The 13,174-nt window shown below is 62.2% G+C and carries 11 protein-coding genes; 5 read left to right on the forward strand and 6 right to left on the reverse strand.

Annotated features, from left to right (window positions below):
* Positions 1-82: 82 nt before the first annotated feature.
* The 3 genes from mreD to mreB form a co-directional block, all read right to left on the reverse strand.
* Positions 83-574 (reverse strand): rod shape-determining protein MreD, encoded by a 492-nt coding sequence (gene mreD, locus QRN36_RS01605; RefSeq protein ID WP_037012599.1) that lies wholly within the window; start codon positions 572-574, stop codon positions 83-85.
* On the reverse strand, positions 574-1,719 hold the full coding sequence (gene mreC, locus QRN36_RS01610) for a rod shape-determining protein MreC (protein ID WP_342655861.1): 1,146 nt from the start codon (positions 1,717-1,719) through the stop codon (positions 574-576). Before mreC ends, mreD begins: the two co-directional genes overlap by 1 nt.
* A 238-nt stretch (positions 1,720-1,957) precedes the next feature.
* A complete protein-coding gene (gene mreB / locus QRN36_RS01615) occupies positions 1,958-2,995 on the reverse strand; it encodes a rod shape-determining protein MreB (RefSeq protein ID WP_020292894.1) in 1,038 nt (345 codons plus the stop codon).
* Positions 2,996-3,202: 207 nt separating this feature from the next.
* Between mreB and gatC the strand changes: the two genes are divergently transcribed.
* From gatC to QRN36_RS01640, 5 genes are all read left to right on the forward strand, one after another.
* Positions 3,203-3,490, forward strand: coding sequence for an Asp-tRNA(Asn)/Glu-tRNA(Gln) amidotransferase subunit GatC (gatC, locus tag QRN36_RS01620; RefSeq protein ID WP_093462841.1), 288 nt, complete (start codon positions 3,203-3,205; stop codon positions 3,488-3,490).
* Between the two features lie 15 nt (positions 3,491-3,505).
* Positions 3,506-4,957 carry an Asp-tRNA(Asn)/Glu-tRNA(Gln) amidotransferase subunit GatA gene (gene gatA / locus QRN36_RS01625; protein WP_285422526.1) on the forward strand — a complete coding sequence of 484 codons (1,452 nt, stop codon included), beginning with the start codon at positions 3,506-3,508 and terminating at the stop codon, positions 4,955-4,957.
* Between the two features lie 11 nt (positions 4,958-4,968).
* Positions 4,969-6,414: an Asp-tRNA(Asn)/Glu-tRNA(Gln) amidotransferase subunit GatB gene (gatB, locus tag QRN36_RS01630; RefSeq protein WP_093462835.1), complete on the forward strand. Its 1,446-nt coding sequence runs from the start codon at positions 4,969-4,971 to the stop codon at positions 6,412-6,414.
* Between the two features lie 172 nt (positions 6,415-6,586).
* Positions 6,587-6,961 (forward strand): septal ring lytic transglycosylase RlpA family protein, encoded by a 375-nt coding sequence (locus QRN36_RS01635; protein WP_093462832.1) that lies wholly within the window; start codon positions 6,587-6,589, stop codon positions 6,959-6,961.
* A gap of 45 nt (positions 6,962-7,006) precedes the next feature.
* A complete protein-coding gene (locus QRN36_RS01640; protein ID WP_285422588.1) occupies positions 7,007-8,059 on the forward strand; it encodes a calcium/sodium antiporter in 1,053 nt (350 codons plus the stop codon).
* 135 nt (positions 8,060-8,194) lie between these two features.
* Here QRN36_RS01640 and QRN36_RS01645 read toward each other — a convergent pair whose 3' ends face one another.
* The 3 genes from QRN36_RS01645 to QRN36_RS01655 all read right to left on the reverse strand — a co-directional run bounded on the left by QRN36_RS01645 (position 8,195) and on the right by QRN36_RS01655 (position 13,166).
* Positions 8,195-9,136, reverse strand: a complete 942-nt coding sequence (locus tag QRN36_RS01645) for an AEC family transporter (protein ID WP_285422527.1) — start codon at positions 9,134-9,136, stop codon at positions 8,195-8,197.
* A gap of 357 nt (positions 9,137-9,493) precedes the next feature.
* Positions 9,494-11,053 (reverse strand): alkaline phosphatase, encoded by a 1,560-nt coding sequence (locus QRN36_RS01650; protein WP_285422528.1) that lies wholly within the window; start codon positions 11,051-11,053, stop codon positions 9,494-9,496.
* 379 nt (positions 11,054-11,432) lie between these two features.
* Positions 11,433-13,166 carry a PTS fructose-like transporter subunit IIB gene (locus tag QRN36_RS01655; protein WP_285422529.1) on the reverse strand — a complete coding sequence of 578 codons (1,734 nt, stop codon included), beginning with the start codon at positions 13,164-13,166 and terminating at the stop codon, positions 11,433-11,435.
* Positions 13,167-13,174 lie beyond the last annotated feature (8 nt).

Raw genomic sequence — 13,174 nt, forward strand, 5'->3', positions numbered from 1 at the left:
TTCAGCTTAGGCGTTGCGTGAAAACAGGTGACGCTTGCTCTGAGACATCGCTCCCACAGGAGGCTGCGCGCAATCTGCTGTTTCAGTTGATCTTCAAGCGCAAGCGTAGCCCGCGCAGGCCGTAACTGACCCACGGCCACAGCAATGCGCTGACCAACGCCGGCAGCACCAGCGCAAGCGTCGGCTGACGGTTGCCGGTCAGCGCGCTTAGCCACAGCTGCACCAGTTGCGCGAGGCCGAAAATCACCAGAATCACCAGGCATTGCTGCCACATCGGGAACATGCGCAACCGTTGCTGCAGCGACAACACCAAAAACGTGATCAGCGTGAGAATCAGGGCATTCTGCCCAAGCAGCGTTCCGTACAGCACATCCTCGGCCAGACCCAGCATCCAGGCGGTCACCATACCGATCTTGTGCGGCAGCGCGAGGGCCCAGAACGCCAACAGCAGCGCGAGCCACAGCGGGCGGAAGATTTCCATGAATTGCGGCAGCGGCGAAACGCTGAGCAGCAGGCCGATGACGAAGGTCAGCCAGACCACCCAGCCGTTTCTGGCCGGAGCGTGACGAGCCATTATTCTTCCCTCTCGCGGGGCGCTGCAGGCGCAGCGGCGGGCGCGGCCGGTTTAGGCGCCGCAGGCTTGGTCGCAGGTTTTGCGGGCGGTTTGCTGGCCGGCGGCTTGGCGGACGTTGCCGCCGGGGCCGTGGCCGGCGCTGCAGCCGGAGGGGTCGCACTGGCGGGTGCAGCCGAGGTGCCGTGCCCCGCAGCCGCGGGCTTGGGCACCGTGGCCGGAACCACTGGCTTGTTCGGTGTGGCGGCAGGTGCAGCACCCGGCACCGTCGCCGACGGCACGGCCGACGGATCGGCGGATTGACGGTCCAGCGATTCCTGCTGCTGGGCAGCGTCGGCGGCGCGCTCTTCCGGCGAGCGCCCATCGGAAAACACCAGCAACAGATAACGGCTGCGATTCAACGCCGCTGTCGGCACCGCGCGAACGATGGCGAACGGCTGACCGGAATCGTGAATCACTTCCTTGACCGTTGCCACGGGATAGCCCGCCGGGAAGCGCTGCCCCAGACCGGAGCTGACGAGCAGGTCGCCCTCCTTGATGTCCGCGGTGTCCGCCACATGGCGCAGTTCCAGACGCTCCGGATTGCCGGTCCCGCTGGCGATGGCGCGCAGGCCGTTGCGATTGACCTGCACCGGGATGCTGTGGGTGGTGTCGGTCAGCAGCAGAACGCGCGAGGTATACGGCATCAACTCGACAACCTGCCCCATCAGCCCGCGCGCATCGAGCACCGGCTGGCCCAGCACAACGCCGTCGCGCTCACCTTTGTTGATGATGATGCGGTGGGTGAAGGGATTGGGGTCCATGCCGATCAGTTCGGCCACTTCCACTTTTTCGTTGACCAATGCCGAGGAGTTCAGCAACTCGCGCAGGCGCACGTTCTGCTCGGTCAGGGCAGCCAGTTTTTGCAGGCGGCCTTGCAACAGCAGGTTCTCGGTCTTGAGTTTTTCGTTTTCGGCGGCAAGCTCGGTGCGGCTGCCGAACTGACTGGCAACACCCTGATACAAACGCTCCGGCAGATCGGCGATCCAGTAGGACTGCATCAGCACCAGCGACATCTGACTGCGAACAGGCTTGAGCAGCGTGAAGCGTGCATCCACGACCATGACGGCCACGGACAGGACGACCAGCACCAACAGGCGAACGCCCAGCGACGGGCCCTTTGAGAAAAGCGGTTTAATAGGCCGCTCCTTCCAGGGATGCTTGTGTTTGGCTGTGCTTATTCATGCGACATGAAACCGGCCTGGTGCGGATTGATGGAAGTACAGGGTGTCAGACTTGCAGCATCGCGCCTTCAATACAACAGCAGGACGTCAACAGGTCGGACACGAACAGGCAGCACCGTTAAGTGCCGCCCGTTACGCTCATCATGGTAGCGTTTCCGGCGAGTTATTCGCTGGAGAGCAGGTCCATGGTGTGCTTGTCCATCATTTCCAGCGCACGGCCACCGCCGCGCGCAACGCAGGTCAGCGGGTCTTCGGCAACGATGACCGGCAGACCGGTTTCCTGAGCCAGCAGCTTGTCCAGATCGCGCAGCAACGCGCCGCCGCCGGTCAGCACCAGACCGCGCTCGGCGATGTCCGAAGCCAGTTCAGGAGGCGACTGCTCCAGCGCGCTCTTGACGGCCTGAACGATGGTCGCAAGAGATTCCTGCAACGCTTCCAGCACTTCGTTGGAATTCAGGGTGAAGGCACGTGGCACGCCTTCGGCCAGGTTACGGCCACGAACGTCGACTTCACGCACTTCGCCGCCCGGATAGGCCGTACCGATTTCCTGCTTGATGCGCTCAGCGGTGGATTCGCCGATGAGGCTGCCGTAGTTGCGACGCACGTAAGTGATGATCGCTTCGTCGAAACGGTCGCCGCCAACACGTACGGATTCGGCGTACACCACACCGTTGAGCGAGATCAGGGCGATTTCAGTGGTACCACCGCCGATGTCCACGACCATCGAGCCGCGGGCCTCTTCGACCGGCAGACCGGCACCGATGGCGGCAGCCATGGGCTCTTCGATCAGGAAGACTTCACGTGCACCGGCACCCAGAGCGGATTCGCGAATGGCGCGGCGCTCGACCTGGGTGGATTTGCAAGGAACGCAGATCAACACGCGAGGACTGGGTTGCAGGAAGCTGTTTTCGTGCACTTTATTGATGAAGTACTGGAGCATTTTTTCGCACACGCTGAAATCGGCGATCACGCCGTCTTTCATCGGACGAATGGCAGCGATGTTGCCCGGGGTACGGCCCAGCATACGCTTGGCTTCCATCCCGACAGCAACAACGCTCTTCTGATTTCCGTGGGTCCGAATGGCCACAACCGATGGCTCGTTCAGGACGATACCGCGCTCACGCACGTAAATAAGGGTGTTGGCAGTGCCCAGGTCGATGGAAAGATCGCTGGAAAACATGCCACGCAGTTTCTTGAACATGGGAAAGGGACCCTAGGGAACGCGTGGGTAAAAAAGTGCGGCAAACTCTAACAACGACAGGGATTTTGGGCAAGGAGCCAATATGCTAAATTGGCTGTTTTTCCGAGCGCTACCCTCGACGATCGCGGCCTTATGACCGTCTGAAGGGCGTAGTGTTCCGCAATCTGACGTACGGCTCATTCCGTGCGCATTCCACTGGAGAACCCCATGGCGCTTGATCGCTCCGACGTGGAAAAAATCGCTCATCTGGCCCGACTGGGCCTCAATGACGCCGATATCCCGCGTACTACCGAAGCACTGAACAGCATTCTCGGGCTGGTCGACCAGATGCAAGCAGTCGACACTACCGGTATCGAACCCCTTGCGCACCCGCTTGAAGCGTCGCAACGCCTGCGTGAAGACGCGGTCAGCGAAGCCAATCACCGCGATTCCTATCAAGCCATCGCACCAGCGGTCCAAGACGGCCTTTATCTGGTTCCGAAAGTCATCGACTAAGGGAATGAGCCTGCAATGCATCAAATGACTCTGGCAGAGATCGCTCGCGGACTCGCCGATAAAAAGTTTTCTTCCGAAGAACTGACCCGCAGCCTGCTGCAGCGCATCGCTGAGCAGGACCCCAAGGTCAACAGCTTCATTACTGTCACCGAAGACCTGGCCATCACCCAGGCCCAGGCCGCTGACGCCCGGCGTGCCGCAGGTGAGACCGGCGCATTGCTGGGCGCTCCACTGGCGCACAAGGATCTGTTCTGCACCAAGGGCATCCGCACCAGTTGCGCGTCCAGAATGCTCGACAATTTCAAGGCGCCTTATGACGCCACGGTCGTTGCCAGGCTCGCCGCTGCCGGCACCGTGACGCTGGGCAAGACCAACATGGACGAATTCGCCATGGGTTCGGCCAACGAGTCCAGCCACTACGGCGCGGTGAAAAACCCGTGGAACCTCGAACACGTACCCGGTGGCTCGTCCGGCGGTTCGGCCGCGGCCGTTGCTGCTCGCCTGTTGCCTGCCGCGACTGGCACCGACACCGGCGGCTCGATTCGCCAGCCCGCCGCGCTGACCAACCTCACCGGCCTGAAGCCGACGTATGGCCGCGTCTCGCGCTGGGGCATGATCGCTTATGCGTCCAGCCTGGATCAGGCAGGTCCGATGGCGCGTACCGCTGAAGACTGCGCGCTGTTGCTGCAAGGCATGGCCGGCTTCGACATCAACGATTCCACCAGCATCGATGAGCCGGTGCCTGATTACAGCGCCGGCCTGAATGGCTCGCTGCAAGGCCTGCGCATCGGCGTGCCGAAAGAATATTTCAGCGCCGGTCTGGATTCGCGCATCGCCGATCTGGTCATGGCCAGCGTCGAGGAGCTGAAAAAGCTCGGCGCCGTGGTCAAGGAAGTCAGCCTGCCGAACCTGCAGCACGCGATTCCTGCTTACTACGTGATCGCCCCAGCGGAAGCCTCTTCCAACCTCTCGCGTTTCGACGGCGTGCGCTTCGGCTATCGCTGCGAAGACCCGAAAGACCTGACCGACCTGTACAAACGCTCCCGCGGCGAAGGCTTCGGGCCTGAAGTGCAGCGCCGGATCATGGTGGGTGCTTACGCGCTGTCCGCCGGTTACTACGACGCGTACTACCTGCAGGCGCAGAAGATCCGTCGCCTGATCAAAAACGACTTCATGAACGCATTCAAGGACGTCGACGTCATCCTGGGCCCGACCACGCCGAACCCGGCCTGGAAGATCGGCGCCAAGAATGCCGACCCGATCGCTGAATACCTGGAAGACTTCTACACCATCACCGCCAACCTGGCCGGCCTGCCTGGCCTGTCGATGCCCGCCGGTTTTGCCGACGGTCTGCCAGTGGGTGTGCAATTGCTGGCGCCGTACTTCCAGGAAGGCCGCCTGCTGAACGTCGCTCATCAATATCAGCAAGTCACTGACTGGCATCTGCGTTCACCTGCAGGCTTCTAAGGAGAAGACACATGCAATGGGAAGTCGTCATCGGGCTGGAGATTCACACCCAGCTCACCACCCAATCGAAGATTTTCTCCGGTAGCGCCACCACGTTCGGCTCCGAGCCCAACACCCAGGCCAGCCTCGTCGACCTGGGCATGCCGGGCACGCTGCCGGTGCTGAACAAGGAAGCCGTGCAGATGGCGGTCAAGTTCGGCCTGGCCATCGATGCCGAAATCGGCCAGCACAACGTGTTTGCCCGCAAGAACTACTTTTATCCGGACTTGCCGAAGGGCTATCAGATCAGCCAGATGGAATTGCCGATCGTCGGCAAGGGTCACTTGGACATCACCCTTGAAGACGGCACCATCAAGCGCATCGGCGTGACGCGCGCCCACCTTGAGGAAGACGCCGGCAAGAGCCTGCACGAAGACTACAGCGGCATGACCGGTATCGACCTGAACCGCGCCGGCACGCCACTGCTGGAGATCGTTTCCGAACCGGACATGCGTTCGGCCAAGGAAGCGGTCGCCTACGTCAAGGCCATGCACGCGCTGGTGCGCTATCTGGGCATCTGCGACGGCAACATGGCCGAAGGTTCGCTGCGCTGCGACTGCAACGTCTCGGTCCGCCCGAAAGGCCAGGTCGAGTTCGGCACCCGCTGCGAGATCAAGAACGTCAACTCGTTCCGCTTCATCGAGAAAGCGATCAACAGCGAAATCCAGCGTCAGATCGACCTGATCGAAGACGGTGGCAAGGTCATTCAGCAAACGCGCCTGTACGACCCGAACACCAACGAAACCCGCGCCATGCGCAGCAAGGAAGAAGCCAACGACTACCGTTACTTCCCCGACCCTGACCTGTTGCCGGTGATCATCGAAGATGCGTTCCTGGAGCAGACCCGCGCCAGCCTGCCGGAGCTTCCGCCGCAGAAGCGCGAGCGCTTCCAGTCTCAGTTCGGTCTGTCGCTGTACGACGCCAGCGTGCTGGCTTCCAGCCGCGAGCAGGCGGACTACTTCGAGAAAGTGGTCGGCATTGCAGGCGACGCCAAACTGGCGGCCAACTGGGTCATGGTCGAGCTGGGTTCGCTGCTGAACAAGCAAGGCGTGGAAATCGACGAATCGCCGGTCAGCGCCGAGCAATTGGGCGGCATGCTGCAGCGCATCACTGACAACACCATCTCCGGCAAGATCGCCAAGATGGTCTTCGAGGCGATGGCAAACGGCGAGGGCAGCGCGGACGAGATCATCGAGAAACGCGGCCTCAAGCAAGTGACCGACAGCGGCGCCATCGAGTCGATTCTTGACGACATGCTGGCCGCCAACGCCGAGCAGGTCGAACAATACCGCGCCGCCGACGAGGCCAAGCGCGGCAAGATGTTCGGCTTCTTCGTCGGCCAGGCGATGAAGGCCTCCAAAGGCAAGGCAAACCCAGGCCAGGTCAACGAGCTGTTGAAGCGCAAGCTGGAAGGTTGACGCATACCAACCCGATCCGGAACTTCCTTGGTCGGGACCGGCCAAACTCCACGATTGTTCCCATGCTCCGCGTGGGAACACATCCTCGGACGCTCTGCGTCCGTTTTTGTGACGCGGAGCGTCACGCGCGGCATTCCCACGCGGAGCATGGGAACGATCAAGGACTGTACCCATGTGGCGGCTACTCAGCACATGCGCCCTGCTCTCCATGCTGGCCGGTTGCGCCAGTGAAAGCATCATCGATCCACACGGCTACAACGCCACCGGCGGCGCCTCTTATTACGGCTCTCGCCACCAGGGCAAGCGCACCGCCAGCGGTGAACGCTTCGACCAGAATTCCCTGACCGCCGCCCATCGCCAGCTGCCATTCGGCACGCGCGTACAGGTCACCAACCTGGACAACGACCGCAAGGTTGTCGTCCGCATCAATGATCGAGGTCCGCACACGCGCGGGCGGCTGATCGATGTATCGCGTGCAGCCGCCGAACAATTGGGTATGCTGCGCAGCGGAACCGCCCAAGTGCGGGTACAAGCCCTCGACGACTGACAGGTGCCCTGAATTCTCGCCCTCTCCAACCTGCCACTGCCCACGCTGATCGAGCTGGTCTGTGGCCTTCTGCTGATGATCATCGGCGCCGAGCTGTCCGTGCGGGCTGCCGTGGTGCTGGCTGCCCTGCTGAAAACCCGTCCGCTGTTTCTCGGCCTGACTGTCATTGCGCTGGGCAGCAGCGCGCCGCAGATGGCGGTCGGTTTGCAGGCTGCGCTCACTGACAGCACCGATATCGCGGTGGGCAGTGTGATCGGCAGCAACATCTTCAATGTGCTGGTGACCCTGGGTTTATCGGCGCTGATCATTCCACTGCGCGTGGCGCGACAACTGGTGCGCGTCGACCTGCCGCTGATGATCGCCGCCACGGCGCTGGTCGCGGCGCTGGCCTGGAATGGCGTGCTGAGCGCGCTGGATGGCGTGCTGCTGTTGCTGGGCATGGCGGGCTATCTGTTTATCGTGCTGCGCCAGTTCGCCCACGGCGTACGTCATGTCGCCGCCACCGACACGGCGCCGCGCCGGCGGATCTGGCCGATCATCGGCCGTCTGGCCCTGATGTCCGGCGGTCTGGCGCTGCTGATTCTGGGCAGCCACCTGCTGGTCGGCGCCGCCGTGGTGGTGGCGGAGGATCTCGGCCTGTCCGAGCGCGTCATCGGCCTGACCGTCATTGCGGTGGCGACGTCGCTGCCGGCGCTGATGACCTCGCTGATCGCAGCCTTGCGCGGCGAGCGCGACATCGCGGTGGGCAATATCATCGGCAGCAACCTGTTCAACCTGCTGGGCGTGCTCGGGGTGACGGCGCTGATTTCGTCCGGCCCCCTGTCGATTTCGCCCAATGCGCTGGATTTTGACCTGCCGGTGATGCTCGGCGTCGCCTTCCTGTGCCTGCCGCTGTTTTATTCGGGATACCGGATCACCCGGCTGGAAGGGTTGTTGCTGCTGGGTCTGTACGCGGTTTACGGCCTGCACATCGTTTCGTTCGCGACCGGTATGCCTCTGGCTGAACGCCTTGAGCGGCTAATGGTGCACTACGCGCTACCGGTGCTGGGCTTGGGTGTGCTGATCAGTACGTTCAGGGCCTGGCGTCGGCAGCATTGAGAAACGGGTCAGGCGTAGCAGAGAGCGCGCTTGCGCTGTGCGGTCTTCCGACAATTGCGGCGCATCAAGCAACGTCATGGCACGTGACATGACGCATGCGCGCAAGCCCACTTTTCACCGCGACGGCGATAGTCGCTAGATCCAGCCGCCCCATTGCAAGATGAAGATGCCGATGTTAGTCGTCACGGCGGCGGCCAGCGTGGTGATGACGATGATCGACGCCGCCAGCTCGTGGTTGCCGTTGGCAGCGCGCACCATCACGAAGCTGGATGACGCCGTCGGCGCGCCGAAATACAGAAACAGAATTCCGAGTTCGGCATGCCGGAAGCCAAGCAACCATGCCCCCAGCGTACACACCAGCGGCAACCAGACCATTTTCATCATGCTGGCGCTGATCGCCAGCCCGCCACTTTCCCGCAGCGACTTGAGCGACAGCGTGCCGCCGATGCACATCAGCGCCAGCGGCAATGTCATCTGAGCCAGATAGCTGCCGGAGGTGTCGAGCCATTTGGGCAGCGGAATCTGAAAATACGCGAACGGCGTGGCGGCGACGATGCTGATGATCAACGGGTTCGCCATCACACTTTTGGTGATGCTCCACGGGTCGGACTTGATCACCGGGCTGTAGACCGCCAGCACCACTGTCGACAGCGTGTTGTAGAAGAGAATGACCAGCGCAGCGAGGATCGCCCCGAGGGAGATGCCGTAATCCCCGTACATGCTGGCGGCGAGCGCCAGGCCGATGACGCCGTTGTTACCGCGAAAGGCCCCTTGCGTGTATGTCCCGCGCTCGACGAACGGCACCCGATAAATCGCCCAGCCCCAGACCAGCGCGAAGCCTGCGAGCGTTGCCACGATGAAATAGATCAGCACACCCGGTTGCAGCGCTGAATGAAGGTCCGCGTGGATGATGCCCAGGAACAACAACGCGGGCATCGTGCAGTTGAACACCAGCGCCGATGCGGTATGGATGAAACCGTCGTTGATCCATCCGACCCGTTTGAGCAGCACCCCCAGAAACAGCATCGCGAAGACCGGAGCCGTGATGTTCAGGGTTTCCAGAAAAATTGCCAGCATGCACACCAAACCCTGAGCTGTCGTTAGGTGGCTAATGATAGGCCAGGGAACGGCTAAGTGTTACCGAGAATTGCAAAGTGATCGTACAACCACAGGAGGGAGCCGTCACATCGGCCCGTGCGGAAGTGTGGAAGTTTGGAAGTTTGGAAGTGAGCAAGCTTGCGAAGACTGACGCCGGGCCGGCGCATCTCCACAGCATGCACCGGCCTATTCCCGACTAAAGCCGGTCCTACAGATCGCAAACTTTTCGTAGGACCGGCTTCAGGGAAAGCGTCGGGTGTAAGGCCGTAGATCGAAGGCGGCGTTAAAGACCGTTGGCTCACTCCAAAGGCCTCACCCATTCATTCAGCGCCTGACTCAAACCTGCGCAGGCACGAGCTTCTTCTCGAACACCGATACGCCATCCAGATCCCGCAGGGTCACGGTCATTTCGCCGCTCCGACCGTCGATGTTCACTTCGCCAAAAAACTGAAATCCGGCAAAGGGCGACGTGTTCTGCGCAGGCGGCGCTTTCTGGAACACCAGTTCGGGACCAAAAGTCTTGTCCAGCGGATTGGGCCCGTAACTTCCTGCGTTGAGCGGCCCGGCGACGAACTCCCAGAACGGATCGAAATCCTGGAACACGGCCTGATCCGGATGATAATGATGCGCGGCGCAGTAGTGCACATCGGCGGTCAGCCAGACGGTGTCGCGAATCTTCTGCTGACGCATGAAACCGAGCAGCTCCGCGACTTCCAGCTCGCGACCTTTGGGCGCGCCGTTATCAGTGTTGGCGATCGCTTCCCAACGCATCACGCCGGGGCTGATCTCACCGTCCGGCACGCCGAGACCGATCGGCATGTCGGCGGCGATGACCTTCCACTGCGCCGTGGAACCCTGCAATTCGCGCTTGAGCCAGTCGAGTTGTTCACGCCCCAGAAAGGCCGTGGTCGGTCCGGGCTTGTCGGCCAGGTTGGCATCGTTGCCGTCGCGATAGCTGCGCATGTCGAGCACGAAGACGTCGAGCATCGGCCCGTAGCTGAGCTTGCGATAGACGCGGCCCCCGTTGTCGGCACTCTGCAAACGCATCGGCGCGTACTCGAGAAACGCCTGGCGGCCACGCGAGGCCAGCAACTGAATGTCCTTGACCTTGTACCGGTCATCCAGCTGCTTGCTTGGCGACCAGTTGTTGCTCACTTCGTGGTCGTCCCACTGCCAGATCTGCGGCACCTCGGCGTTGAAGCGGCGCAGGTTTTCATCCATCAGGTTGTAGCGGTAGGCGCCGCGATACTCATCAAGGGTCTCGGCAACCTTGCTCTTTTCTTCGGTGGTGATGTTGCGCCAGATCCTGCCGCCTTCGGTGACCACTTCGGCAGGCACCGGCCCATCGGCGTAAATGGTGTCGCCGCTGTGGATGAAGAAGTCCGGCAAGCGCAGGCGCATGGCTTCGTAGATGCGCATCCCGCCAATGTCCGGATTGATGCCGAAGCCTTGGCCGACGGTGTCGCCGCTCCAGACGAAACGAATGTCGCGGCGCGTCTGCGGCACGCTGCGCAGATGACCGAACCAGGGCTCGCTGGCAACGCCGGTCTGGGCGTCTTCGAAGAACACGCGATAGAAAATGGCTTGATCAGTGGGCAGGCCGGTGAGTTCGACGCGGGCCGTGAAGTCGGTGCGCTGATCGGCGAGCAGCGAAACCGCGCGGCGCGGCTGGGTGAACATGCTGCGCGTGTCCCACTCGACCACCATCCGCGACGGACGATCGCTGCGGCTCCAGACCATGGCACGATCGCCAAGCAGATCACCCGACTGCACGCCGTCGGTCATTTTCGGGCGGTCTTTCACCGAAGCGATCACCGCAGGCGCCAGCCCCGGTAAAAGCAGACCGGCACCGGCGGCCTGGATGATGCGGCGGCGGGTCAGGTCGAACTGAGTCATTTCTATCCCCCTCAAGCAAATGGCAAAAGAGGAACCTAACAACGCAATGTTGGGGGAATGTGACAGCGACGACGCATTGGAGGTACGCATCACCTGTGGGAGTGAGCTTGTCCGCGAAGCAGGCGTGTCCGGTGGAGATGCAGTGGCTGGAAGTCAGTCTTCGCGGGCAAGCGCGCTCCTACGGGAGTTGGGTGTGGCCGGAGAGTTCGGGAATACCCGGAGATCTCTGTGGGAGTGAGCTTGCTCACGAATGGGCCGGTACATCCAACATACGTTTAGCGTCCATCACACAGCCTTCGCGAGCAAGCTCACTCCCACAGTTGAATGTGATCCTCTGTAGGAGCGCGCTTGGCCGCGGGTGTCTTGCTCCGTTCGAGCATCAAGCGCCGGCAGGCACCGCATCCAGCTCCACGACTTCCGGGCGTTTGAGCAACGCGTACAGAACGCCGGTCACCACGCTGCCGGCGACGATCGCCAGCAGGTACAACAACGCATGGTTGATCGCATTCGGGATCAGCAAGACGAACAGACCGCCATGGGGCGCCATCAGCTTGCAACCGAAGAACATCGACAGCGCCCCCGTCAGCGCGCCGCCTGCGATGCTTGCGGGAATCACGCGCAGCGGGTCCTTGGCGGCAAAGGGAATCGCACCCTCGGAGATGAAGCACAGGCCGAGCACGAACGCCGCTTTGCCCGCTTCCCGCTCGCTCAGCGCGAACTTGCGCCGGGCCAGCAGCGCGGCGATGCCCATGCCGATCGGCGGCACCATACCGGCCGCCATGGTTGCAGCCATCGGCGCCCCGCTGCTCGATGCCAGCAGCCCGACCGAGAACGCATACGACGCTTTGTTGATCGGCCCGCCCAGATCGGCGCACATCATCGCACCGAGCAGAACCCCCAGCAGCACGGCATTGGCAGTGCCCATGGTGTCGAGGAAGTGAGTCAGGCCTTCGAGCATGTCCGCCACCGGCTGGCCGACGACGTAAATCATCACCAGCCCGGTGAACAGGCTCGCCAGCAACGGGATGATCAGAATCGGTTTGAGCGCCTCGACGCTGGCCGGCAACTTCGCATAGCGATTGACCGCCCAGGCGCTGTAGCCGGCGAGAAACCCCGCCACGATCCCGCCGATGAAACCCGCGCCCAGCGTGCTCGCCAGCAATCCACCGATCATGCCGGGCGCAAGGCCTGGTCGATCGGCGATGGAATAGGCGATATACCCGGCCAACAGAGGCACCATCAACTGAAACGCCGCACCGGCGCCGATCTGCTTCAGCGCGGCGGCGAGGCTGCCGGGCTCATCCGCGGCGTGAATGCCGAACACAAACGACAGCGCGATCAGCAAACCACCTGCCACCACCATGGGCAGCATGAACGACACACCGGTGAGCAAATGCTTGTAGACGCCGGTCTTTTCCTTCTTCGCAGGTGCCTTTGCCGCTGACTGCAAGGACTCGACTTCGCCCTCGGCCAAGGCTTTTTTCAGCGTGGCTTCCGCTTGCTTCAGCGCAACGCCGGTGCCGCAACGATAGATGCGCTTGCCGGCAAACCGCTCGGTCGCCACTTCAATGTCGGCGGCCAGCAACACCACGTCGGCGTCAGCGATGGCCTGCGCGGTGAGTGGATTACGCGCCCCCACCGAGCCTTGTGTTTCGACATCCAGGACGTAACCCAGCTTCTTGGCTGCCTGCTGAATTGCCTCAGCGGCCATGAACGTGTGGGCCACGCCAGTCGGGCATGCCGTGACCGCCACCAACCGAGGCTGAGCGCCAGTGCCGGTTGAGACCGGACCCGCCACGGCAGTGTGCACGGTCGCCAGTTCAGCCGCGGAACGCAGAAACCCGTCGACATCCTGCAACGCACGCGAAGGCGTGGCCTGGTACAGGCGTTTGCCAGAGAAACGGTTGAGGTCGAGCGGGCCGGTGTTGACGACCAGAATCCAGTCAGCGGCGTCGATGTCGGCGGCCGACAACTGCTTTTCCGGATGGCGCGGATCGTGAATCTCCACGCAGGTTTCCCAACCCTGACGCTGCGCAGCCGCATCCAGCAGACGCGCGCTGAGGACGCTGCTGATCTTGCCGTTCGGACAGGCCGTAACGATGGCTAACTTCATCACACTTC

The sequence above is a fragment of the Pseudomonas sp. efr-133-TYG-103a genome (assembly GCF_030209235.1).
Taxonomy (GTDB): Bacteria; Pseudomonadota; Gammaproteobacteria; order Pseudomonadales; family Pseudomonadaceae; genus Aquipseudomonas.